This is a genomic window from Pseudomonas sp. GW456-12-10-14-LB2 (assembly GCF_002884345.1).
GTDB lineage: Bacteria > Pseudomonadota > Gammaproteobacteria > Pseudomonadales > Pseudomonadaceae > Aquipseudomonas > Aquipseudomonas paraglycinae.
Map to the genome: position 1 here is coordinate 1 of NZ_POHV01000049.1, position 23,350 is coordinate 23,350.

The window sequence follows — 23,350 nt, forward strand, 5'->3', positions numbered from 1 at the left end:
CCCACTTCCCCGCCCTCCACCAGCATCGCCTGACAGGTCGGAATGGTCTTGCCATAACGGGCGCTGAGCTCCGCCGCGCGGGCCACCAGTTCCCGGGGAAAGTGCAGATTTTCCAGGGTCATGTGGCCGACCACTTCGCTGCTGAGATAACCGAGCATCTGCTCGGCGCCGGGGTTGAAGGTGTTGATCACCCCGCGCAGGTCAGTGGCGATGATTGCCACCTGGGTCGCCGCGTTGAGCACCCCGCGCAACTGACCGTGGGTGCCGCGCAGTTCCTGTTCGCGCTCATGCAGTTCCTGGGTGCGCAATTCGACCATGCGCAACGCGCGCTGGCGCTGACTGACCAGCACATAAAGCAGCGCGCTCAGCAGCAGACTGAGCAGTCCGCCCAGCACCACCACGCTGCCAACCGACGAATGGTTGGCCTGCATGAACGCTTCGCTCGGCAGGATATCCACCTGATAGTCGTGATCGGCCATGCGCACCAGCCGGGTAGCGGACAGATCGCTCGGCGCCGGTTCATTGGTCGATTCGAACAGCACTTCATGCTGATCGTTGGTAGACAGATCGAGGATGCGCACCGACAGATAGTCATGGAACGCATCCGGCAAACCGTCCGCCAGCAGCTGACGCATGCTTATGACAGCCATCACGTAGCCGTATGATCTGGGCTCGCCTTCGCGCAACACCGGTGCCACCAGCAATACGCCGCGGGCGTAAGCCGGCTCGATACCGACCAGATGCATCGGCTGCGACACTGCCAGACTGCGAAGCTGGTCGGCGCGCTCCAGGGTCGAGCGGCGCAACGGCTGAGCCAGCAAGTCGTAACCCAGCGGAGAACCGAGCCGGCTCTGGGTCTGGCTGTACAACACCACCACGTATTCATCGCGGGCGGAGGCCAGTTGCAGTTCGCCGCGCGCATTGAGTTCGCGCACGCTGAAGGTGCTCAGGCCCTCATCTCGCACGCGCTGCTCGAAGGCGGCACGTTCGGCACCGCTCACCCGCAAGGCAAACGAATAAGCCTGGGTGCGCAGCAATAGAGGATGGGTGTAACCGTCGAATTCGGCGCGGGACACCGATTCGGAGTTGGCGAAGAACCGGCGCAGGCCATCGAGACGTTGCTCCTGATCCTGAAAACGCTCTTCGATGCGGCTGTAGCGCTCGTTGGCCAGCAGCTGAAAGCGTTGGCGCAACTGGCTGTGAAACTGATTGAGGGTGCCCCAGGCGAGCAGCCCCGTGAGAATTCCGCCGGCGAGCAATACCAGCACCCCGACCAGCCAGGCCGAGACGTCTTCGCTGATAAAACCCAATATCTTCGGGCGCACGGGGTGCAACGACATAAAAGCCACTCACTACGTCAGCATCTGCGGGAAAAACCCCATCGGCCGTGTGTGAGTTATAGCTATTAGCCACTAATTTGGCTAGCTCTGAACGGATCCAAGAGCCTTTAAAAATCAAGGCTCTGTGGATCCAATTTTGCAGAGCGTCAACGAGCCGTGATTTTCCAGGCGCGGTGGATCTTGCCATTACGGGCGAAATCCGGGTCGATGGTGCTGGCGGTGATTTCCTCGACCGCGTAGCGCTCGGCCAGGTTGTCTTCAAGCTGGAACTTGCGGAAGTTGTTGGAGAAGTACAACACCCCACCGCTCGCCAGTCGGGCCATGGCCAGGTCGATCAGTTGCACCTGGTCACGCTGCACGTCGAAGATGCCTTCCATGCGCTTGGAGTTGGAGAAGGTCGGCGGATCGATGAAGATCAGGTCGTATTCGTCGCGGGAATTCTCCAGCCACGCCATCACATCGCCCTGCTCCAGACGGTTCTTGTCGGAGAAACCGTTGAGCGACAGGTTGCGGCGCGCCCAGTCGAGGTAGGTTTTCGACAGGTCGACGCTGGTGGTGCTGCGCGCGCCGCCCTTGGCCGCGTGCACGCTGGCGGTCGCGGTGTAGCAGAACAGGTTGAGGAAGCGCTTGCCGGCGGCCTCTTTCTGGATCCGCATGCGCATTGGCCGGTGGTCGAGGAACAGCCCGGTGTCGAGGTAGTCGGTGAGGTTGACCAGCAACTTCACACCGCCCTCGGTCACTTCATTGAACTTGCCCTGAGCCGCCTGACGCTCGTACTGCTTGGTGCCGCTCTGACGCTCGCGGCGCTTGACCACCACGCGGCTCTTGTCGATGTTCAGCGCCTGCGGGATGGCCGCCAGCGCATCGAACATACGGATCGAGGCCTTTTCCGGGTCGATCGACTTCGGCGCGGCGTATTCCTGAACGTGCACCCAGTCGTGGTACAGGTCGATGGCCATGGCGTATTCCGGCATGTCCGCATCGTAGACGCGGTAGCAATCGATGCCTTCGCGCTTGACCCACTTGCTCATGGCCTTGAGGTTCTTTTGCAGGCGGTTGGCAAACATCTGCCCGCCTTCACTCAGGCGCGGTTGCTCGATCACTGGCGCCGGGGCCGGCGTCGGTTTGATCGGATTGCCGTTCTTGTTGAACTTGCGCTCTTGCGGCTCGTTCGGCGTCTGATCGTAAGCAGCCTGCTCGCGTTCGGCCTGACGCTGCTCCGGGGTACGACGCTCGCCAGTGACGAACTGATCCGGCAGGACTTTGATCAACAACAGCTTGCACGGCAGCGCGCCGTTCCAGAACGAATACTGCTTGTGGCTGCGGATGCCCATGCGCTTGCCCAGGTCCGGCGCGCCGGTGAACACCGCCGCTTCCCAGTTCAGGCAGGCCTGACGCAGACGCTCGCCGAGGTTCTGGTAGAGGTACAAAAGGCTGGCTTCATCGCCCAGACGCTCGCCGTACGGCGGGTTGCAGATGACCAGGCCTTTCTGGTTCTGGTCCGGACGCGGCTCGAAGGTCGCCACTTCGCCCTGATAGATCTTGATCCACTCGCTCAGGCCGGCGCGTTCGACGTTGTTGCGGCCCGGCTGGATCAGCCGTGGGTCGGCTTCATAACCACGAATCCACAGCGGCGGTTTGGCCAGACCGGCAGCAGCACGCGCGACGGCTTCCTCATGCAGTTTTTTCCACAGCGCCGGTACGTGACCCAGCCAGGCGGTGAAGCCCCACTGCTCACGACGCAGGTTCGGTGCCATGTCGGCGGCGATCATGCCGGCTTCGACCAGGAACGTGCCGACACCGCACATCGGGTCAGCCAGCGCGCCACCTTCGGCGGCAATGCGCGGCCAGCCGGAACGGATCAGGATCGCCGCCGCGAGGTTTTCCTTCAGCGGCGCAGCGCCCTGCTGCAAGCGGTAACCGCGCTGGTGCAGGCTGTGGCCGGAGAGGTCGAGGGACAGAATCGCTTCGCCGCGATCCAGACGCAGGTGAATGCGCAGGTCCGGATTGAGCTTGTCGATGCTTGGACGGTCGCCCTGCGGGGTGCGCAGTTTGTCAACGATGGCGTCCTTGACCTTCAAGGCGCCGAAGTGAGTGTTGTCGATGCCCGAGCCATGGCCGCTGAATTCCACGGCCAGGGTGCCGTCGGCCAGCATGTGATCCTGCCAGTCGACGTCGAGTACGCCGTGGTACAGGTCTTCGGCGTTTTTCATCGGGAAGCGCTTGAGCACCAGCAGCACCCGGTTGGCCAGACGCGACCAGAGGCACAGGCGATAAGCGGTTTCCATGGTCGCCATGCCACGCACGGCGGAGGTGTGTTCGCGGGCCTCTTCAAGGCCAAGCCCGACGGCTTCCTCGATGAGCAGGCCTTCTAGGCCTTTGGGGCAAGTGAGGAAGAGTTCGAAACGGTCGGACATGGTTTTTCCAGAGCCTTTGGCTAATGAACCGGCAACGCATTGCCGATCCGGTTTTCAATCAGGCGCTTTTCTACAAGAGCGCCCGCGTGGCACGAAGGTGTGCCGTTCCATCCCCGCTGCTCGGGTTAAAAGAGCTTAGATGCCGGGACAGATAAAAAAGTTGAAGCAACAAAATGACTCAAAGCAACCCTTCGTCGAATAGTACCCCAGCGTAAACGTGGGTCATTCTCACTAAAGGATTAACCTCATCATCCAGCGCGGGGCCGATCATACCGGGGTTTGGCCAACAAACATTGGATAAATACGCGGTTACTTATGGCCATAGCATCTTTTTCGTTACGTCCTTATGACAAAACAGTCATTCCATCGATGTGACTCATTGGTTAGAACTGGACACAGGTTGACGTCGCAACGGCGTCAACACCTTGGCTCGCCACGCCGGCAGCGAGCCGCCAACGGCAGAGTTTTTCTGCCAGACCTCAGTTGAGGTCGACGCGACAAAAACAGTCAACAAGTGAGGGAAACACCCTATGAGAAGACTTAAGCGTGATCCGTTGGAAAGAGCATTTTTGCGCGGATATCAATATGGCGTTGGTGGCAAATCCCGTGAGCTTTGCCCATTTACTCTACCGTCGGTACGTCAAGCCTGGATCAACGGCTGGCGAGAAGGACGCGGCGACAACTGGGACGGTATGACCGGCACTGCGGGAATCCACAGACTCAACGAACTTCACGCCGTCGGCTGACACAGGGCACTTATTCCGACACGACAATCTGATTTCGTAACAACCTGATCACCATGCACGTCCTTCCCGGACGGCGGGCTACGGCCCAGGGGCTCCTTCGAGGAGCCCTTTTTCATGCCTGCCTTTTATGTCCGTCGATCAGCGTTTGGCGGCGATCGCGTCCACGGACTCGCGGATCAGCGCCGGGCCCTTATAGATGAAGCCGGAGTAGATCTGCACCAGGCTCGCGCCGGCAGCGATCTTCTCGGCCGCATGCTTGCCTTCGGTGATTCCGCCCGCCGCGATGATCGGCAGCTTGCCGCCCAGCTCGGACGCCAGCACTTTCACGGTGTGGGTGCTCTTCTCACGCACCGGCGCGCCGGACAGACCGCCCGCTTCGTCACCGTGTTCCATGCCTTCGACGCCCACGCGGCTGAGGGTGGTGTTGGTGGCGATCACCGCGTCCATCCCGGTTTCGATCAGCGCTTGCGCAACCTGCGCGGTTTCTTCGTCAGTCATGTCCGGCGCGATCTTGATCGCCAGCGGTACATGTTTGCCGTGGCGCAGGGCCAGTTCAGCGCGGCGCGTGGCCAGATCCGCCAACAATTGCTTGAGTGAGTCGCCAAATTGCAGGCTGCGCAGGCCCGGGGTGTTCGGCGAACTGACGTTGACCGTGACGTAGCTGGCGTGGGCGTAGACCTTGTCCAGGCAGATCAGGTAGTCGTCCACCGCGCGCTCGACCGGGGTGTCGAAATTCTTGCCGATGTTGATCCCCAGCACGCCTTTGTATTTGGCCGCCGCCACCCGCGCCAGCAGGTTATCCACACCGAGGTTGTTGAAACCCATGCGGTTGATGATCGCCTCGGCTTCCGGCAGACGGAAAATCCGTGGTTTCGGGTTGCCCGGCTGCGGGCGCGGGGTCACGGTGCCGATTTCGACAAACCCGAAACCCAGCTGGGCGAAGCCGTCGATGGCCGCGCCGTTCTTGTCCAGACCGGCTGCCAACCCCACCGGGTTCGGGAACTGCAGGCCCATGACATTCACCGGCAGCGACGCCGGCGCCTTGCACAGCAAGCCGTTGAGGCCCAAACGCCCGCCCGCGCCGATCAGATCCAGCGACAGATCGTGGGAGGTTTCCGGGGAAAGTTTGAACAACAGCTGACGGGCCAGGGTGTACATGGGCGGCTATGACTCGGGCGGCGAAAAGAGGCGGCGATTATAGCCGGGCATCGCCCCGCCGCGCGAGGCGCACGGGCAAATCCGTGCGCATGGCATATGCCTTGCACCTTCCCCGGCATCAGCCCGCAGGCCAATGGTGGCGTGCAGGCAAGGACAATGGCGTCGTCTCTCGGTTTTGCGCGGGCAAAGCCTGGGACGACGTTTTTTTTGAGGGTGGCTTTCATGACTCAAACTTCCGCCGGGCCGCTGGCCTGGGTCAACGGCAGCGATGCCCCGGAAAAAAGCGCGATCAACCTCGGTTTCATGGCCCTGAGCGACTGCGCCTCGCTGGTGGTCGCGGCCACTCAGGGCTTTGCCCAGCCTTACGGCCTGACCCTGAACCTCAAGCGCCAGAGTTCCTGGGCCAACCTGCGGGACAATCTGGTCAGTGGCGAACTCGATGCCGCCCACAGCCTTTACGGTCTGATCTACGCGGTGCACTTGGGCATCGGCGGTGTCGCGCCGACCGACATGGCGGTGCTGATGGGCCTGAACCAGAACGGTCAGAGTCTCAACCTGTCCCACGGTTTGCAGGGCCTGGGCGTGACCGGTCCTGAAGCGCTGCACCACCATGTGCACCAAACCCGCGCAAAACTGACCTTCGCCCAGACCTTTCCGACCGGCACCCATGCCATGTGGCTGTATTACTGGCTGGCGAGCCAGGGCATTCATCCGTTGCAGGATGTCGACAGCGTGGTGGTGCCGCCACCGCAAATGGTCGCGCACCTGCAGGCCGGGCGTATTGATGGCCTCTGCGTTGGCGAGCCGTGGGCGGCCAGCGCCGTGCAGCAGGATCTCGGTTTCACGCTGGCGACCAGCCAGACCATCTGGCCCGATCACCCGGAAAAAGTCCTCGGCTGCACCCGCGCCTTCGTCGAGCAATACCCCAACACCGCCCGCGCGCTGGTGATGGCGGTCCTCGAAGCCAGCCGTTTTATCGAAGAAAGCCCGGAAAACCGCCGCAGCACCGCGCAACTTCTCAGCGCCAGCGAGTACCTCGACGCCCCGGTGTCCTGCATCGAACCGCGCTTTCTCGGCAACTACGACGATGGCCTCGGCAATCGCTGGCAGGATCCGCACGCCCTGCGCTTTCACGGCGATGGCGCGGTGAATCTGCCGTACCTGTCGGATGGCATGTGGTTCATGACCCAGTTCCGCCGTTGGGGTTTGCTGCGCGATGACCCGGATTACCTCGCCGTCGCCCGTCAGGTGCAGCAACTGGAGATCTATCGCGACGCGGCGACTGCTGTGGGCGTCGCGGCCTGGGGCAAAGACATGCGCAGCAGCCAGTTGATCGACGGCAAAATCTGGGACGGCAGCGACCCGGCCGCCTACGCCCGAAGCTTCAAGCTCCACGCGCTGAGCGACAGCGCGCCCCTTTTCGCCCAACGCTGACAGGAGACCGCGAACATGCTGCGCATTCTGCTGATCAACGACACCGCGAAAAAAGTCGGACGCCTGAAAGCCGCGCTGACCGAGGCCGGTTTCGAGGTGATCGACGAGTCGGGTCTGACCATCGACCTGCCGGCGCGCGTCGAAACGGTGCGTCCGGACGTGATCCTGATCGATACCGAGTCACCGAGCCGCGATGTGATGGAGCAAGTGGTGCTGGTCAGCCGCGACCAGCCACGGCCGATCGTGATGTTCACCGACGAACATGACCCCGGCGTGATGCGTCAGGCGATCAAGTCCGGGGTCAGTGCCTACATCGTCGAAGGCATTCACGCACAACGCCTGCAGCCGATTCTCGACGTGGCCATGGCCCGCTTCGAGAGCGATCAGGCCTTGCGCGCCCAGCTTCAGGCCCGCGACCAGCAACTGGCCGAGCGCAAACGAATCGAACTGGCCAAGGGCCTGTTGATGAAAATGAAGGACTGCAACGAAGAAGAGGCCTACACCCTGATGCGCCGCCAGGCCATGAGCCGCCAGCAGAAACTGATTCAGGTGGCGGAGCAGATCATTGCCATGAGCGAGTTGCTCGGCTGAAAAGCCCCTCACCCTAACCCTCCCGAAACGTCGGACCGCCCGGAGGGAGAGGGAACCGACCGCAGTGTCTTGCGTCATACATCGACCTGAAAAACCCAGTCGATTATGGATTCAAAGCCGATCGTTCACGTCGGCGTATCTCTCGAATATCCCCCGATCAGTCCCCTCTCCCTCCGGGAGAGGGCTAGGGTGAGGGGCTTTTGATTTTGACTTGGCACAAATCTCGCTAAGCAATCCCTACAGGTAACCAACGGCGGTTGCCCCACCTACGACAAAGACGTCGCTCACCTTCTTCGCCCCTTTCGGCGATCCGGGTAGCGGCGTTTTTGCGTTTTGGCCCCACAGCCCGGGGCCGGTGGTGCGGCCGTGGCGGCGCCCCACTGTGCTGGTTCTGACTCCTTCTCGAGATTCTCTACAGCTGAGGTGCGCGATGAATAAAAGCTTCTGGAAATCCGGCCACACCCCGACCCTGTTCGCGGCCTTCCTGTATTTCGACCTGAGCTTCATGGTCTGGTACCTGCTCGGCCCGCTGGCGGTGCAGATTGCCGCCGACCTGCACCTGACCACCCAACAGCGCGGCCTCGTGGTGGCCACGCCGATTCTGGCCGGCGCGGTGCTGCGCTTTGCGATGGGCATGCTCGCCGATCGCCTGTCGCCGAAAACCGCCGGGCTGATCGGCCAGGTGATCGTGATCTGCGCACTGTTCGGCGCCTGGAAGCTTGGCATCCACAGTTACGAACAGGCCCTGCTGCTCGGTTTGTTCCTCGGCATGGCCGGCGCCTCGTTCGCCGTGGCCCTGCCGCTGGCCTCGCAGTGGTATCCGCCGGAGCATCAGGGCAAGGCGATGGGCATCGCCGGGGCCGGCAATTCCGGGACTGTGTTCGCGGCACTGATCGCCCCGGTGCTGGCGGCGGCGTTCGGCTGGAGCAATGTGTTCGGTTTCGCCCTGATTCCGCTGATCCTGACCCTGGTGCTGTTCGCCTGGCTGGCGAAAAACGCGCCGGAGCGGCCGAAAGCAAAGTCCATGGCCGACTACTTCAAGGCCCTGGGCGATCGCGACAGCTGGTGGTTCATGTTTTTCTACAGCGTCACCTTCGGCGGCTTCATCGGTCTGGCCAGCGCCCTGCCCGGCTACTTCAACGATCAATACGGTTTGAGCCCGGTGACCGCCGGTTACTACACCGCCGCCTGCGTGTTCGGCGGCAGCCTGATGCGTCCGCTGGGTGGCGCGCTGGCGGACCGGTTCGGCGGTATCCGCACCCTGCTGGCGATGTACACGGTAGCCGCCGTCTGCATCGCAGCGGTCGGTTTCAACCTGCCAAGTTCCTACGCGGCGCTGGCTCTTTTCGTCTGCACCATGCTCGGTCTCGGCGCAGGTAATGGCGCGGTGTTCCAACTGGTGCCGCAACGTTTCCGGCGCGAAATCGGCGTGATGACCGGGCTGATCGGCATGGCCGGCGGCATTGGCGGTTTTGCCCTGGCGGCAGGCATGGGCGCGATCAAACAGAGCACCGGCAGCTATCAGCTGGCGCTGTGGTTGTTCGCCAGCCTTGGCGTGCTGGCGTGGTTCGGCCTGCACGGGGTCAAACGTCGCTGGAGAACCACTTGGGGTTCGGCGGCCGTGACCGTTGCCCGGGTCTGAAGCCCGAATGGCTCTGCAACTGAGCTTTGCCGAAGCCAGCGCCACCGGCCCCCGCGCGGAAAATCAGGACGCTTTGCGCCTGGTGACCCCCGCCCCAGCGCTGGCTGCCAGCAAGGGTTTCCTGTTCGCCATCGCCGACGGCGTCAGCCAGTGCGCCGATGGCGGGCTGGCCGCGCGCTCGACCTTGCAGGCGCTGGCGCTGGACTACTACGCCACCCCGGAAACCTGGAGCGTGGCCCAGGCCCTCGATCGTCTGCTGCTCGCACAAAACCGCTGGTTGCAGGCCAACGGTAGCGGACAGCCGCTGCTCACCACGGTCAGTGCGCTGGTACTGCGCGGCCGGCGATTTACCTTGGCCCACGTAGGCGATTGCCGGGTCTATCGCTGGCACGCCGAGACCTTGCAACGGATCACCGAGGATCACGTCTGGGATCAACCGGGCATGCAGCATGTGCTCAAGCGGGCATTGGGACTGGATCAGCATCTGGTGCTGGACTTTCTCGATGGCGAACTGCGTGACGGCGAATGTTTTGTACTGCTCAGCGATGGCGTGTGGGCTGCGCTTGGCGATACCACCATCGCCGGGATTCTGCGCGATCAACCGGACCTGCACAGTGCCGCGCAAACGTTGGTCAACGCCGCGCACTTGGCCGGCAGTCAGGACAACGCCAGCGCGCTGTTGGTGCGAGTGGATGCCGTCGGCGAGGCCAGCCTTGGCGATGCGCTGATTCATTTGCAGCAGTGGCCGCTGCCCCCGCCGCTGAAACCGGGTCAGGCATTCGAAGGCTGGCAGGTGCAAGGGATCGTCGGTCAGAGCCAGCAATCATTGCTGTATCGCGTGCTCGATGGTCAGGGCCAAGCCTGGCTGTTGAAGACTTTGCCTGCACAACTGGCAGACGATGCTCAGGCCGGTCAGGCCTTGCTGGCGGAGGAATGGTTTCTCAAACGCGTCGCCGGGCGGCACTTTCCCGAAGTCCATAGCGCTGGTCAGCGTCAGCATTTGTACTACGTGATGCGTGAATATTCGGGGACGACCCTGGCTCAGTTGTTCGGGCAAAGCGGCCCGCTGCCACTGGCTCAGTGGCAGGATCTGGCCGAACGCCTGCTGCGGGCTGTCGGCCTGTTGCATCGACGGCAGATCCTGCACCGCGACATCAAACCGGAAAACCTGCACCTGGGGGACGACGGCGAGTTGCGCCTGCTGGATTTCGGTCTGGCGTATTGCCCCGGTCTGTCGCAGGACGCACCGTCGACCCTGCCCGGAACCCCCAGCTACATCGCACCGGAAGCCTTTCAAAGCGCAGTACCCAGCGCACAACAGGATCTGTATGCGGTGGGCGTGACCTTGTATTTCTTGCTCACCGGGCATTTTCCCTACGGCGAGATCGAACCCTTCCAGCGCCCGCGTTTCGGGGTGCCGGTGAGTGCCGGTCGCTATCGCCCGGATCTGCCGGAGTGGCTGGCGCAGTGTCTGGAACGCGGTGTGGCGGCCGATCCTTTGCAACGCTATGAAACCGCCGAGGAATGGCTGCTGATTCTGGAGCAAGGTGAGCGCCGCAGCCTGAGTGTGCGCCCTCGTCCCTTGCTGGAACGTGAGCCGTTGAAGGTCTGGCGGACACTGGCGTTACTGGCACTGCTGGGCAATCTGGTCCTGCTGTTCCTGTTGTTTCATGGCTGATGTGGCGCTCCATTAACGGGCGTGCCGCTTCCATTCAGTGCAAAAACCACATCGAACATCTGGCCATTTCCAGCATTACCCCAGTGAAATCGCGGCTCAGCGCAACTTGGCACAACCACTGCATTAACGTTTCCAACTGACATAAAGCCCGACCTTCAACGACGAAGGCCAGGCTTCCCGAGAGAACGGGACAAGGACAAAGGCGTCCTCGCTAGGTAACTGGCGGGACGCCTTTTTTGTTTGCGCCATTTTTGTCGAGCAAGGCCTGACTGCCCACAAGAGGCAAGCCCGATGCTCCCGGAGAACCTGATGAAAAAACTCAAACTGGTGATGATCGGCAATGGCATGGCCGGGGTCCGCACCCTGGAAGAACTGCTCAAGCTGAGCAACGAGCTGTACGACATCACGGTCTTCGGCGCCGAACCGCACACCAACTACAACCGCATCCTGTTGTCGCCGGTACTGGCCGGCGAACAAACCTTCGAAGAAATCGTGCTCAACGACCTCGACTGGTACCTGGAAAACAACATCAAACTGCTGCTCAACCGCAAAGTGGTGGAGATCGACCGGGTCAAACGCCGGGTGATCGCCGAGGACGGCACCGAGGCCGAGTACGACCGCTTGCTGATCGCCACCGGCTCGACCCCGTTCATCCTGCCGATCCCCGGCAACACCTTGCAGGGTGTGATCGGCTACCGCGACATCGCCGACACCCAGGCCATGATCGACACCGCAAAAACTCACAAGCACGCCGTGGTGATCGGCGGCGGCCTGCTCGGCCTCGAGGCCGCCAACGGCCTGATGCTGCGCGGCATGCACGTCACCGTGGTGCACCTCGGTGAGTGGCTGCTGGAGCGGCAACTGGACAAGACCAGCGGCCAACTCCTGCAAACCGCCCTCGAATCCCGTGGCCTGCACTTTCGCCTGTGCGAACAGACCCAGGCCCTGCATGACGCCGGCAATGGTCGCGTCGGCTCGGTGCAATTCAAGAACGGCGACATCATCCCCGCCGATCTGGTGGTCATGGCCGCCGGGATCCGCCCCAATACCGAACTGGCGGAAAAGGCCGGTATCCCGTGCAATCGCGGGATTCTGGTCAACGACACCCTGCAAACCTACGACCCGCGCATCTATGCCATCGGCGAATGCGCCAGCCACCGTGGCATCGCCTACGGCCTGGTGGCGCCGTTGTTCGAACAGGCCAAGGTCTGCGCCAATCACCTGGCGCAACTGGGTTTCGCCCGTTATCAGGGCTCGGTGACGTCGACCAAATTGAAAGTCACCGGCATCGACCTGTTTTCCGCCGGCGACTTCATGGGCGGCGAAGGCACCGAGACCATCACCCTCTCCGACCCGATCGGCGGGGTGTACAAAAAACTGGTGATCAAGGATGACGTGCTGGTCGGCGCCTGTCTGTACGGCGATACGGCAGATGGCGGTTGGTATTTCCGGCAGATTCGTGAGAATCACGCCATTGGTGAGATCCGCGATCACCTCATGTTCGGAGAAAACGCACTTGGCGATGTAGGACATCAGGGCCAGGACAAAGCCATGAGCATGGCCGACAACGCCGAGGTCTGCGGCTGTAACGGCGTGTGCAAGGGCACCATCGTCAAGGCCATTCAGGAACACGGACTGTTCAGCGTCGACGAGGTGAAAAAACACACCAAGGCCGCCAGCTCCTGCGGCTCCTGCGCCGGGCTGGTCGAGCAGATCCTGATCAACACCGTTGGCGGTGCAGCCGACGTCAAACCGAAAAGCGAAAAAGCCATCTGCGGTTGCAGCGACCTCAATCACGGCCAGATTCGCCAGGCCATTCGCGAACAGCATCTGCTGACCATCGCCGGCACCATGAGTTACCTCAACTGGCGCACCCCGAACGGCTGCGCCACCTGCCGCCCGGCCCTCAACTACTACTTGATTTCCACCTGGCCCGGCGAAGCCAAGGACGATCCGCAGTCGCGCCTGATCAACGAACGGGCCCACGCCAACATTCAGAAGGACGGCACTTATTCGGTGGTGCCACGGATGTGGGGCGGCGTGACCAACCCGTCGGAACTGCGGCGTATCGCCGACGTGGCGGACAAATATCAGGTGCCGATGGTCAAGGTCACCGGCGGCCAGCGCATCGACCTGCTGGGGATCAAGAAACAGGATCTGCCCGGTGTGTGGAAAGACCTCGACATGCCGTCCGGCCACGCCTACGGCAAATCGATCCGCACCGTGAAAACCTGCGTCGGCAGCGAGTTCTGCCGCTTCGGCACGCAGAATTCGACCCAGTTGGGCATCGACCTCGAGCACGATCTGTTCAACATGTGGTCGCCGCACAAAGTGAAACTGGCGGTCTCCGGATGCCCACGCAACTGTTCGGAAGCGGGGATCAAGGACGTAGGAATCATCGGCGTCGATTCCGGCTGGGAGATGTACATCGGCGGCAACGGCGGGATCAAGACCGAAGTCGCCGAGTTCTTCGTCAAGCTCAAGACCGCCGAGGAGGTGCGCGAGTACAACGGCGCGTTCCTGCAGTTGTACCGTGAGGAAGCCTTCTACCTCGAACGTACCGTGCACTACCTGCAACGGGTCGGCATGGAGCACATCAAAAAAGCCGTGCTGGAAGATCCCGAGCGCCGCAAGGCCCTGAACGAGCGCCTGCAATTCTCCCTGTCGTTCGAACAGGATCCGTGGAAAGAGCGCCTCGCCCAGCCACAACTGAAGAAAGAATTCGACGTGATCCCCGTGAAAAACCTGGAGGTGCCGGCATGAACTGGCTCGATATCTGTGCCCTGGAAGAGATCAATGCCCTCGGTTCGCGGATCATTGCCGGGCCCAAAGGTGACATTGCGATCTTTCGCACAAGCGACGACGAAGTTTTCGCACTCGATGACCGCTGCCCGCACAAGGGCGGCCCATTGTCCCAAGGCCTGATCTACGGCAAACGTGTCGCCTGCCCGCTGCACAACTGGCAGATCGACCTGCAATCCGGCGAAGCCCAGGCACCGGACGTCGGTTGCGCTCACCATCACCCGGCCCGGGTCGAGAACGGCCGTGTGCAACTGGCCCTGCGGGACGCCGTCTGATGAACCGCCAGACGACCGCCTCGACCTGCTGCTATTGCGGGGTCGGCTGCGGCGTGCTGATCGAGCATGACGGCGAGCGCATTCTCGGCGTCAGCGGCGATCCGGCGCATCCGGCCAACTTCGGCAAACTGTGCAGCAAAGGCTCGACCCTGCACCTGACCGGTGATTTGGCAGCACGGGCGTTGTACCCGGAATTGCGCCTGGGCAAAGGCCTGGCGCGCAGTCGCTGCGACTGGAACACCGCGCTGGATCACGCCACCAACGTGTTCGCCGACACCATCGCCGAACATGGCCCGGACAGCGTGGCGTTCTACATCTCCGGGCAGTTGCTGACCGAGGATTACTACGCCTTCAACAAACTGGCGCGGGCGCTGGTCGGGACCAATAACATCGACAGCAATTCGCGGCTGTGCATGTCTTCGGCGGTGGTCGGCTACAAACGCAGCCTCGGCGCCGACGCACCACCGTGCAGCTACGAAGACCTGGAGTTGAGCGATTGCGTGGTGATCGTCGGCAGTAACATGGCCTACGCCCACCCGGTACTCTTTCGCCGCCTCGAAGAAGCCAAATCCCACCGCCCGCAGATGAAAGTCGTCGTTATTGATCCACGGCGCACCGACACCTGCGATCTGGCGGACCTGCATCTGGCGATTCTGCCGGGCACCGATGTCGCGTTGTTCCATGGGATTTTGCATCTGCTGTTGTGGGAAGACTGGATCGACCGCGACTTCATCAAGGCGCACACCGACGGGCTCGCCGAGCTGAAAAGCCTGGTACGCGATTACACGCCGGCCATGGTGTCGCAGTTGTGCGGAATCAGCGTCGAGCAGTTGCAGCAATGTGCGGAATGGATCGGCACCGCGCCGAGTTTTCTGTCGCTGTGGTGCATGGGCCTGAACCAGTCCACCGCTGGCAGCGCGAAGAACAGTGCGCTGATCAATCTGCACCTGGCCACCGGGCAAATCGGCCGGCCGGGTGCAGGACCTTTCTCTTTGACCGGTCAGCCGAATGCCATGGGCGGACGGGAAACCGGCAGCCTCTCAAACCTGTTGCCCGGGCATCGCGAAGTGGCCAATCCGGAGCACCGCGCCGAAGTGGCGGCGTATTGGGGTGTGGATAAGCTGCCGGAAAGTACCGGCCTCAGTGCTATCGAACTGTTTGAACAAGTGCGTAGCGGCAAGATCAAGGCGCTGTGGATTGCCTGCACCAACCCCGCACAATCGATGCCTGACCAGAACGCTGTACGTGCAGCGTTGGAAGCTTGTCCGTTCGTGGTGTTGCAGGAGGCGTTTCGCACCACCGAAACCGCGGCGTTTGCCGATCTGATGCTGCCAGCGGCCAGTTGGGGCGAGAAGGAAGGTTCGGTGACCAACTCCGAACGGCGGATTTCCCACGTCCGCCAGGCCATTGCTGCACCGGGTGAAGCGCGTCCGGACTGGGCGATCACGGTGGATTTCGCACAACGCCTGGAGAAACGTCTGCGCCCGCAACAGCCGGGTCTGTTTGCGTTCGAGCAACCGGGTCAGCTGTTTGACGAGTACAAACAACTGACCCGGGGTCGCGATCTGGATTTGTCCGGGATCAGCCATGGGTTGATTGATGAACTGGGGCCACAGCAATGGCCCTTTCCCGCTGGCGCTCGCCAAGGTACAGCCCGGCTGTATGGCGACGGAATCTTTCCTACGCCGAACGGGCGCGCGCAGTTCGTTGCCGATCCCTATCGCGCCGCCAAGGAACAACGCGACGCGCGCTTTCCACTGACCCTGATCACCGGCCGCCTGCGTGATCAATGGCACGGTATGAGTCGCACCGGTACGGCGGCGCAGTTGTTCGGCCATGTCAGCGAAGCGGTGTTGAACCTGCACCCGGATGAGGTGCGCCGCCACCGCTTGCAGCCGGGGGATCTGGTGAATCTGAAAAGTCGTCGGGGCGCGGTGATTGTGGCGGTTGCCAGCGATGACAGCGTGCGTCCGGGTCAGGCGTTCCTGCCGATGCACTGGGGCGATCGTTTCCTCAAGGGCGGCGTGAACAGCCTGACCCTGCCCGCCTTCGATCCTTTGTCGAAACAGCCGGAACTCAAGCACAGCGGTGTACGGCTGGAACCGGTGAATCTGCCCTGGCAACTGTTCGCACTGATCGAGGGCGATGTTCAACGGCATTTCGAGGCGCTTCGACCGCTCTGTGAGGCGTTTTCCTACGCAAGTCTCAGCCTTGTCGGACGTGAACGGCCTGCGCTGCTGATACGCGCAGCCAGCGCCGCCGCACCCGATCCGCAATTGCTGCGTGAAATCGACCAGTGCCTGGCCCTGATTGAGGGGCCGGTGCTGGCTTATGACGATCCTCGCCGCGCCATCGGCAAGCGGGTACGCATCGAAAACGGACGAATCACCGCGATCCGTCTGGCCGGTGAAACCCTCGCTCAGCACTGGTTGCAAGGCCTGTGGCTGGAGGGGCGCGCCGACGAACAACTGCGGCGCTGGCTGCTGGCACCGATGAGTGCACCGCCGGGCAATGCCGGCGCGCAGGTTGTGGCGGACAAAACCTTGTGCAACTGCAAGAACGTCAGCCACAGCGCGGTCTGCGCCGGCATTCGTGAAGGTCTGGATCTGCAGGGTTTGAAAAATACATTGGGGTGCGGAACGCAATGCGGTTCCTGCGTCCCGGAAATCAAGCGCTTGCTGGCCGCCGACGTGCGTCCGGTCGCCGTCATCTGAAGAGGAAAACACCATGAACGCGAAAGTCTGGCTGGTGGGCGCGGGCCCCGGTGATCCTGAACTGCTGACGCTCAAAGCGTTGCGTGCCTTGCGCGAAGCCGAGGTGGTGCTGATCGACGATCTGGTCAATGAGGCGGTGCTTGAGCACTGCCCTGCTGCGCGAATCATCGCGGTCGGCAAACGCGGCGGCTGCCGCTCGACGCCCCAGGCGTTCATCCATCGGCTAATGCTGCGTTATGCGCGTCAGGGTAAATGCGTAGTACGGCTCAAGGGCGGCGATCCATGCATTTTCGGGCGTGGGGGTGAGGAAGCGCAGTGGTTGCGCGAGCGCGGGGTCGAGGTGGAGCTGGTCAATGGCATCACCGCCGGACTGGCCGGCGCGACCCAGTGTGATATTCCGCTGACGTTACGCGGCGTGGCCCGGGGCGTGACGCTGGTCACGGCTCATACCCAGGACGACAGTCAGTTGAACTGGCGGGCGCTGGCGCAAGGCGGGACGACGCTGGTGATTTACATGGGAGTGGCGAAGCTCGGCGAGATTCGCGAGCAACTGCTGGCGGGCGGTATGGCAGCGGATACGCCGGTGGCGATGATCGAGAATGCCTCGTTGCCAGAACAGCGTGAATGCCGCAGTGATCTGTCGGCGATGGAAGACGATGCCCTTGGTTTCCGACTCAGGAGCCCTGCGATTCTGGTGATCGGCGCCGTCGCAGCAGCTGCGACCCAGGTCGATTCAATCGACTGGGCAGCCGATCGCCTGGCCTGACAATCCCCGGTTTCACCAAATCGCAGGCAAAGAAAAGCCCGGCCTAAGCCGGGCTTTTCTCGGAGCGGCAGCTAATTACTTAGCTTGAGCTTCAACCTGCGCTTCTACGCGACGGTTAACAGCACGGCCAGCTTCAGTTTTGTTGTCAGCAACTGGGCGGGATTCGCCGTAGCCGATCGACTGAACGCGGGACGATTCAACACCGTACTGGTTGGTCAGAACTTGCTTAACGGCGTTCGCACGACGCTCGGACAGTTTCTGGTTGTAAGCGTCAGGACCGACGGAGTCAGTGTGACCTTCAACAGTAGTGGTGGTGGATGGATACTGCTTCATGAAGTCAGCCAGGTTTTTGATGTCGCCGTAGCTGTTTGGCTTAACAACCGACTTGTCGAAGTCGAACTTCACGTCCAGCTCAACACGAACAACTTCAGCAACTGCTGGGCAGCCATCAGCGTCAACAGTTACGTTGGCTGGGGTGTCCGGGCACTTGTCAACGTTGTCGCAAACGCCGTCGTTGTCGCTGTCGGAGCAGACTTCAGCCGGAGCTGGAACTGGAGCAGCAGCTGGCTTGGAGCCGCCACCGAAGTTCACACCGATACCGACGCTAGGAGCCCACTCGGTGTCGCCCTGGTCGATGTTGTATTGAGCTTCAACGCCAGCACGGGCGTAGAAGTTCTCGGTGAAGTACAGCTTGGCACCGCCGCCAACGTTGGCGAAGGTAGAGCGGTTACGACCGCCAGTGCCGTTCTGACCGATGCTCTGATCGGAGAAACCAGCCGAGACGTATGGACGCAGCATGTCGCCTGGGTTGTTGAAGTGGTACAGAGCATCCAGAGCGGTGTTGGCGCCCTTGATGTTACGACCGTCGTCGGAACGCACGTTGTGCACTTCGTCGTAGCCCAGACGCAGTTCAACGTCGTCGGTCAGGAAGTAACCGACCGAGCCGCCGAACAGGTTGCCGTTGTTCTTGAAGTTACGAGCGCTGTCGAATTGTTCTTTCTTTGCGAAGCCTTCGATTTCAACTGCGCCTTGGCCTTGTGCCAGAGCGCCGAAAGAAGTGGCGGCAATCAAAGAACCAATGGCCAAGCCCAAGGTGTTTTTCAGTTTCATCCGTTAAATCCCCATCTGGTGATTGTGAAGCAGTCCCGCAAACCGGGGGACAACTCGGCGGCAAGTCTATCAGAACTTGCCTACACGTAAGAGATATTTGCGCCGAACTAAGTTTCAGCAATGCCTGCAAATTTCTCACGCAATTTATCAAGAGCGCGTTTGTAACGCATTTTTGTCGCACTCAAACCCATGTGCATGATGTCTGCGATCTCCTGGAACTCCAGCTCTGCGACAAATCGTAGCACCAGAATTTCCCGGTCAATCGGGTTCACATACACCAGCCAGCGATCCAGTCCGCCCTTCTCCTCGGGTTTCGGCGCCTTTTCTTCGGACGCTTCCTCGAGGGGGTCAAGACTCAGTGCGTCCATCAAGCGACGCTTTCGCCGTTCCTTCCGATACTGTGTGATGCACTCGTTGTACGTGATGCTATATAGCCATGTCTTGAACTTCGATTTCCCCTCGAAGTTCTTCAGGCCGTACAGCACCTTCAACATCACCTCCTGACAGACATCGTCCGCGTCGCGATCGTTCCCGAGATATCGCGCACAAACGTTAAATAATGTCCGCTGGTAACGCCGCATCAATTCTTCATACGCGCGCGTCACGTGAAAAAGCTCGGTATGCGAGCGCGCGACCAACTCCTCATCAGAGAGCTCGCGGGGGTCGTAGCGCGTGGATAGCGTTTGGGCTTTATTCAAAACAAGTCGTGCCGACAGTCAGGTCAATGTCCACCGCAGCCAGCGACAGCTGGCATTTTGCGGCGGCATACATTAGCAGGGTTTGCCGGGTTAGCGGCTACTCACATGCTGCTCCAGCAGGATCCGATTGGAGAGAGAGACTAGCTCACCCTCATCGGTCAGCAATGTGGTCTTAACCGTGCCGATCTCTTCGATCTGGCCTTCGACCTCGCCAATACGCACTTGTTGCCCAACCTGATACAACTCACGCACATAGATTCCCGCAAGAATCTGACCGGCAATTTCCCGGCTTCCCAAACCCATGGCCAGCGCAACCGCCAGACCAACGGTAATCAATACGATAACGATCACATGGTTCAGCAGGTCGGTCTTGACCTCCAGCTGACTGATCGCGACCGAAATGCTGATGATGATCACCAGGCCCTGGGCAATTCGCCCAAGTCCTGAAGCGTAGTCCAGGCCTACGCCTTCTGCCGCTCCGCGAACCAGGCCATTGGCCAGTTGCGCAAGAAGGACACCCACCAGCAACACCAGCGCCGCGCCGAACACTTTTGGCAAATACAGCGCGAGCATGTCAAGCGTAGCTGAAACTCGCTCAAGTCCAAGGGATTCTGCTGCCGAAACAAGAAAAATCAGCAGAACGAACCAATACACGATTTTGCCGATCAACGTCGAGATCGGCACTTGCAGCCCCGCACGGGACATCAATTTGGTCAGGCCGGTGCCGCCCATCAGGCGATCGAGGCCCAGTTTGGCCAGCAATTTGGACAGCAAGGTGTCCAGCAGCTTGGCGACAACAAAACCCAACAACAACACAACCAATGCGCCGAACAGGTTCGGAATGAAGTTAGCGACTTTGGTCCACAACGCAGTCATTGCAGTGACGAGGCTCTGAGTCCAGAGATCAAGTTCCATATTCAATCAGCCTTATCAGCAGTGCGAGCGGTAGGTTTACGGAGACGGGAGACCGGCGCGACATGGGCCGAGCCGTTATTCAGGGCGATCATCAGCGCGGGCAGCCAGCGGCCCAGCAGGCTGAACAGATCGCCGGCGCCAACCTGGCGGTTGGCGGTTTTGAGTACGCGGCCCAGGCAGGCATCGTCGTCGCGACCGGACGGCGAGGCGTTGAGCATGTCGCGCAAAGACTGTTCAAACGGATCGTGCATACGCACCTCTCGTGATGTCTGTGAAAGACGCGGGCAAATTTGGTCGGGTCACATGGCGCATCTTCATACCCAGCGCAAACGGCGAAACAACCACCATTGTCCGAACGCCAGGGCGAGCACCGTCAGACAGGCGATCAGGAAACCATAAGGGCTGCTCGAGAACGGAATGCCGCCGACGTTGATGCCCAGCAGACCGGTAATAAAACTCATCGGCAAAAAGATGCAGGTGATGATCCCGAAGCGGTACATCGTGCGATTCATGTGCACGCTCAAGCGCCGGTCTTCAGCCTCCAGCACAAGCCCCACGCGCTCTCGGGTCAATTCGAGCTCTTCGAGATAACGGGTCAGGCTGTTGTTCAATTCGTTCCAGTAGTCGGCATCGTCATCGACGAACCACGGCAGTTTTATCCGCGTCAGCTGTCCGAAAATATCCCGCTGCGGTGCCAGAAAACGCTTCAGCCCGGCAGCCCGGCGACGGATGTGCAAAATGGCACCATGCTCGGGGGTATACCGTTCGTCGGCATCCAGTTTTTCTTCCTCTTCATCGACTACTTCGGAGAGGCAAGTCACCAGATCCTGCACCTTGTTGGTGAGGAATTGCGCCAGATACAGCATCAGCTCGGACGAGGTTTTCGGCCCCTTGCCCTCGCCCAGCATCACCAGCAACTCATCGGTGGCGCGCAATGGACGCAAACGCAGGGAAATCACCCGCTGGGCCGCAGCGAAAATCCGCACCGACACCATGTCTTCCGGCTCGGCACCCGGGTTGAGGTTGACCCCGCGCAAAAACAGCAGCAGCTCGGAATCCGGCAGCGGCAACAGGCGTGGTCGGGTGTTTTCTTCCAGCAGCAGATCGCAGGTGAACTCGTTGAGCCCACTGGATTTGCGCAGCCAGGTCTGGGTCTGCGGGTGACTGCGATCCCAATGCAGCCACAAGCTTTCATGAGCCTGCAGCTGCAGATCGTCGAGATCAGTCCGGGCTATCGAACGCGCACCGCCTTTACCGTCCAGCACCAGGGCATGCACCAGCCCCCATTGCGCGTTTTCTTCCTCGAACATCCTCACCCCTGTGGTTACCGCGATTTATTCAGGCATTTTCAGCGGACTTGGCGAGATGATCACGCCATTGTTGTCCGCATAGATGTACTGGCCGGGATGGAAGGTGACACCCGCAAACGTCACCGGCACGTTGAGGTCGCCGATACCGCGCTTGTCGGTTTTCATCGGGTGGCTGGCCAGGGCCTGCACGCCAAGATCGGTCTGGGCGATGACGTCCACATCACGAATGCAGCCGTAGATGACCAGCCCTTCCCAACCGTTTTTCGAGGCTTTCTCGGCGAGCATGTCGCCCAGCAGCGCACGGCGCAGGGAACCGCCACCGTCCACCACCAGCACCTTGCCATTACCCTTGAGCTCGACCTGTTCCTTGACCAGCGAGTTGTCTTCGAAGCACTTGATGGTCACGATCTCGCCGCCGAACGAATCACGGCCGCCGAAATTGCTGAACATCGGGTCCAGCACCTGAACCAGCTCCGGATAGGCGTCGCACAGGTCAGGCGTAAGGTAATGGTTCATCGAATAACTCCTGTAACAAGGAAGACGATCAAGGATGTCGCACTCTTTTGAAACGAGTCCCGGCGGTCGTTGTTTACCTTAGCCCATGTCATGGTCGCTGAACGAACCTGAACACAAGCTGAAACGTAATAGCGAAACAGTCACTAAATATGACCAGAACCGTCCAATGCGTCATATCTTAGCCGCAAGCCGACTCGAACGAAATGCCCTTTTCAGGACGCCGCGTTCAGACCGCTGCCGCCAGATCAGGCTTCTCGCCAAGCAATGGCGTGTGCTGATCCGCCAGCCAACGCGCCACCAGCGGCCAGACCTCGGCCTGCGCTGCCTTGCTGACCAGCATCTCGACATGCCCGAACTGATCGTTGAAGCCCTGCTCACGACCGAGGTTAATGAACTGCTTGTGCTCGGAGCCGATCTGTTCGAACAGTTTCTGGCACGCCCAGGCCGGATCCTGATGATCGCCCGCCGCGCTCACTGCCAGCACCGGCACCTGCACATCGGCCAGGCCTGCCCACCAATCCTTGTCCTTGTCGCCGAAACGGCCGAACAGTCCATACCAGCGCATGCTTTCCAGCGCCAGGCCGATCGGCTCGTCCTCGGGGCCGCGCTTGAGCCGCGAACCAGACAATTGGGCAAAACGCTTGAGAATGAAGCGCCCGCTCCACTCCACCGGCGGAATTTTCAGCGGCCAGTACGTGCGGCTGACCTGGGTGCCGAAAAACGCCGCCGAGGCCACCGCCGGTTCACCTAGGTATTCGCCGCCCAGCGCGGCTGCCAACGTGATGCCACCCAGCGAGTGGCCGATCCAGTGCGGAATCTGCCCGCTCTGCTCCCGGACGAACGCGGCGATGGCCGGCAGATCGTAACGGGCATAGTCGGCGACGCGGTTGCGGCGGTAGTCCTCGTTGCGCTGGGACAGACCGTGACCGCGCATTTCCGGGATCCACACATCGAAGCCCAGCCGCGTGAGATACGCGCCCAGGCCCAGGCCCTTCGGCGAAAACCAGAAGCGTCGGTTGGAAAAACTGCCGTGCAGCAAGATCACCGGCACGCCGCGCGACGCCGGCTCATCGGCCATGCCGAGACGAGTCACCGCGATTTCCACGGACCAGTCAGGGCTGTTGCCCGGTTTCAAACGGTAAACGTCTTCGCTCAGATCACCGCGCCGTTCGGCGCTGATCAGGGCGACAGGAAATAGGTTGCTGCTGCTTTGCATAATGCTCTTGCACAAAAAAGGG

19 protein-coding genes are annotated in these 23,350 nt (G+C 61.1%); 9 read left to right on the forward strand and 10 right to left on the reverse strand.

Annotated features, from left to right (window positions below; translation table 11 throughout):
- A partial coding sequence (locus tag C1X29_RS25440; RefSeq protein WP_146023269.1) for a CHASE domain-containing protein occupies window positions 1-1,340 on the reverse strand: 1,340 nt, incomplete at its 3' end.
- Window positions 1,341-1,486: 146 nt separating this feature from the next.
- Window positions 1,487-3,757 carry a bifunctional 23S rRNA (guanine(2069)-N(7))-methyltransferase RlmK/23S rRNA (guanine(2445)-N(2))-methyltransferase RlmL gene (rlmKL, locus tag C1X29_RS25445; RefSeq protein ID WP_102718654.1) on the reverse strand — a complete coding sequence of 757 codons (2,271 nt, stop codon included), beginning with the start codon at window positions 3,755-3,757 and terminating at the stop codon, window positions 1,487-1,489.
- Between the two features lie 530 nt (window positions 3,758-4,287).
- Here rlmKL and C1X29_RS25450 point away from each other — a divergent pair.
- Window positions 4,288-4,503, forward strand: a complete 216-nt coding sequence (locus C1X29_RS25450; RefSeq protein ID WP_003223300.1) for a ribosome modulation factor — start codon at window positions 4,288-4,290, stop codon at window positions 4,501-4,503.
- Window positions 4,504-4,641: 138 nt separating this feature from the next.
- Here C1X29_RS25450 and C1X29_RS25455 read toward each other — a convergent pair whose 3' ends face one another.
- Window positions 4,642-5,661: a quinone-dependent dihydroorotate dehydrogenase gene (locus C1X29_RS25455; protein ID WP_011333259.1), complete on the reverse strand. Its 1,020-nt coding sequence runs from the start codon at window positions 5,659-5,661 to the stop codon at window positions 4,642-4,644.
- Between the two features lie 222 nt (window positions 5,662-5,883).
- Here C1X29_RS25455 and C1X29_RS25460 point away from each other — a divergent pair, with 222 nt between their 5' ends.
- From C1X29_RS25460 to cobA, 8 genes are all read left to right on the forward strand, one after another.
- Window positions 5,884-7,095 (forward strand): CmpA/NrtA family ABC transporter substrate-binding protein, encoded by a 1,212-nt coding sequence (locus tag C1X29_RS25460; protein WP_102718655.1) that lies wholly within the window; start codon window positions 5,884-5,886, stop codon window positions 7,093-7,095.
- 15 nt (window positions 7,096-7,110) lie between these two features.
- On the forward strand, window positions 7,111-7,686 hold the full coding sequence (locus C1X29_RS25465; RefSeq protein ID WP_007916390.1) for an ANTAR domain-containing response regulator: 576 nt from the start codon (window positions 7,111-7,113) through the stop codon (window positions 7,684-7,686).
- Between the two features lie 430 nt (window positions 7,687-8,116).
- The gene (locus C1X29_RS25470; protein WP_102718656.1) at window positions 8,117-9,328 is read left to right on the forward strand and encodes a NarK/NasA family nitrate transporter; all 1,212 of its coding nucleotides are present in this window, start codon (window positions 8,117-8,119) and stop codon (window positions 9,326-9,328) included.
- A gap of 7 nt (window positions 9,329-9,335) precedes the next feature.
- Window positions 9,336-11,006 carry a bifunctional protein-serine/threonine kinase/phosphatase gene (locus C1X29_RS25475; protein WP_102718657.1) on the forward strand — a complete coding sequence of 557 codons (1,671 nt, stop codon included), beginning with the start codon at window positions 9,336-9,338 and terminating at the stop codon, window positions 11,004-11,006.
- 309 nt (window positions 11,007-11,315) lie between these two features.
- Window positions 11,316-13,769, forward strand: a complete 2,454-nt coding sequence (gene nirB / locus C1X29_RS25480; RefSeq protein WP_045121673.1) for a nitrite reductase large subunit NirB — start codon at window positions 11,316-11,318, stop codon at window positions 13,767-13,769.
- Entirely contained in the window at window positions 13,766-14,083 is a 318-nt protein-coding gene (nirD, locus tag C1X29_RS25485; protein WP_007951992.1) for a nitrite reductase small subunit NirD, read from the forward strand. The genes nirB and nirD overlap by 4 nt, the downstream gene beginning before the upstream one ends.
- Window positions 14,083-16,797 (forward strand): nitrate reductase, encoded by a 2,715-nt coding sequence (locus C1X29_RS25490; protein ID WP_102686941.1) that lies wholly within the window; start codon window positions 14,083-14,085, stop codon window positions 16,795-16,797. The genes nirD and C1X29_RS25490 overlap by 1 nt, the downstream gene beginning before the upstream one ends.
- 13 nt (window positions 16,798-16,810) lie before the next feature.
- Window positions 16,811-17,563: a uroporphyrinogen-III C-methyltransferase gene (cobA, locus tag C1X29_RS25495; protein ID WP_102718658.1), complete on the forward strand. Its 753-nt coding sequence runs from the start codon at window positions 16,811-16,813 to the stop codon at window positions 17,561-17,563.
- 75 nt (window positions 17,564-17,638) lie between these two features.
- Here cobA and C1X29_RS25500 read toward each other — a convergent pair whose 3' ends face one another.
- From C1X29_RS25500 to C1X29_RS25530, 7 genes are all read right to left on the reverse strand, one after another.
- Window positions 17,639-18,673 carry an OmpA family protein gene (locus C1X29_RS25500; RefSeq protein WP_102718659.1) on the reverse strand — a complete coding sequence of 345 codons (1,035 nt, stop codon included), beginning with the start codon at window positions 18,671-18,673 and terminating at the stop codon, window positions 17,639-17,641.
- Window positions 18,674-18,780: 107 nt separating this feature from the next.
- A complete protein-coding gene (gene sigX / locus C1X29_RS25505; RefSeq protein WP_011333251.1) occupies window positions 18,781-19,371 on the reverse strand; it encodes an RNA polymerase sigma factor SigX in 591 nt (196 codons plus the stop codon).
- A 90-nt stretch (window positions 19,372-19,461) separates the two neighbouring features.
- Window positions 19,462-20,286, reverse strand: coding sequence for a mechanosensitive ion channel domain-containing protein (locus tag C1X29_RS25510; RefSeq protein ID WP_007951987.1), 825 nt, complete (start codon window positions 20,284-20,286; stop codon window positions 19,462-19,464).
- A gap of 2 nt (window positions 20,287-20,288) precedes the next feature.
- On the reverse strand, window positions 20,289-20,537 hold the full coding sequence (locus tag C1X29_RS25515) for a CrfX protein (protein ID WP_085700244.1): 249 nt from the start codon (window positions 20,535-20,537) through the stop codon (window positions 20,289-20,291).
- Window positions 20,538-20,600: 63 nt separating this feature from the next.
- Window positions 20,601-21,596 carry a zinc transporter ZntB gene (locus C1X29_RS25520; RefSeq protein WP_102718660.1) on the reverse strand — a complete coding sequence of 332 codons (996 nt, stop codon included), beginning with the start codon at window positions 21,594-21,596 and terminating at the stop codon, window positions 20,601-20,603.
- Window positions 21,597-21,620: 24 nt separating this feature from the next.
- Complete coding sequence (gene rraA / locus C1X29_RS25525) at window positions 21,621-22,112, reverse strand: ribonuclease E activity regulator RraA (protein ID WP_007951984.1); 492 nt, start codon at window positions 22,110-22,112, stop codon at window positions 21,621-21,623.
- A gap of 226 nt (window positions 22,113-22,338) precedes the next feature.
- On the reverse strand, window positions 22,339-23,328 hold the full coding sequence (locus C1X29_RS25530; RefSeq protein ID WP_007951983.1) for an alpha/beta fold hydrolase: 990 nt from the start codon (window positions 23,326-23,328) through the stop codon (window positions 22,339-22,341).
- Window positions 23,329-23,350: the final 22 nt, after the last annotated feature.

What these genes read in the sequence shown, in the direction of transcription:
- rlmKL (WP_102718654.1), bottom strand. Translation starts at nt 3,757, where the DNA reads ATGTCCGACCGTTTCGAACTCTTCCTCACTTGCCCCAAAGGCCTAGAA.
- C1X29_RS25450 (WP_003223300.1), top strand. Translation starts at nt 4,288, where the DNA reads ATGAGAAGACTTAAGCGTGATCCGTTGGAAAGAGCATTTTTGCGCGGA.
- C1X29_RS25455 (WP_011333259.1), bottom strand. Translation starts at nt 5,661, where the DNA reads ATGTACACCCTGGCCCGTCAGCTGTTGTTCAAACTTTCCCCGGAAACC.
- C1X29_RS25460 (WP_102718655.1), top strand. Translation starts at nt 5,884, where the DNA reads ATGACTCAAACTTCCGCCGGGCCGCTGGCCTGGGTCAACGGCAGCGAT.
- C1X29_RS25465 (WP_007916390.1), top strand. Translation starts at nt 7,111, where the DNA reads ATGCTGCGCATTCTGCTGATCAACGACACCGCGAAAAAAGTCGGACGC.
- C1X29_RS25470 (WP_102718656.1), top strand. Translation starts at nt 8,117, where the DNA reads ATGAATAAAAGCTTCTGGAAATCCGGCCACACCCCGACCCTGTTCGCG.
- C1X29_RS25475 (WP_102718657.1), top strand. Translation starts at nt 9,336, where the DNA reads ATGGCTCTGCAACTGAGCTTTGCCGAAGCCAGCGCCACCGGCCCCCGC.
- nirB (WP_045121673.1), top strand. Translation starts at nt 11,316, where the DNA reads ATGAAAAAACTCAAACTGGTGATGATCGGCAATGGCATGGCCGGGGTC.
- nirD (WP_007951992.1), top strand. Translation starts at nt 13,766, where the DNA reads ATGAACTGGCTCGATATCTGTGCCCTGGAAGAGATCAATGCCCTCGGT.
- C1X29_RS25490 (WP_102686941.1), top strand. Translation starts at nt 14,083, where the DNA reads ATGAACCGCCAGACGACCGCCTCGACCTGCTGCTATTGCGGGGTCGGC.
- cobA (WP_102718658.1), top strand. Translation starts at nt 16,811, where the DNA reads ATGAACGCGAAAGTCTGGCTGGTGGGCGCGGGCCCCGGTGATCCTGAA.
- C1X29_RS25500 (WP_102718659.1), bottom strand. Translation starts at nt 18,673, where the DNA reads ATGAAACTGAAAAACACCTTGGGCTTGGCCATTGGTTCTTTGATTGCC.
- C1X29_RS25510 (WP_007951987.1), bottom strand. Translation starts at nt 20,286, where the DNA reads ATGGAACTTGATCTCTGGACTCAGAGCCTCGTCACTGCAATGACTGCG.
- C1X29_RS25515 (WP_085700244.1), bottom strand. Translation starts at nt 20,537, where the DNA reads ATGCACGATCCGTTTGAACAGTCTTTGCGCGACATGCTCAACGCCTCG.
- C1X29_RS25520 (WP_102718660.1), bottom strand. Translation starts at nt 21,596, where the DNA reads ATGTTCGAGGAAGAAAACGCGCAATGGGGGCTGGTGCATGCCCTGGTG.
- rraA (WP_007951984.1), bottom strand. Translation starts at nt 22,112, where the DNA reads ATGAACCATTACCTTACGCCTGACCTGTGCGACGCCTATCCGGAGCTG.
- C1X29_RS25530 (WP_007951983.1), bottom strand. Translation starts at nt 23,328, where the DNA reads ATGCAAAGCAGCAGCAACCTATTTCCTGTCGCCCTGATCAGCGCCGAA.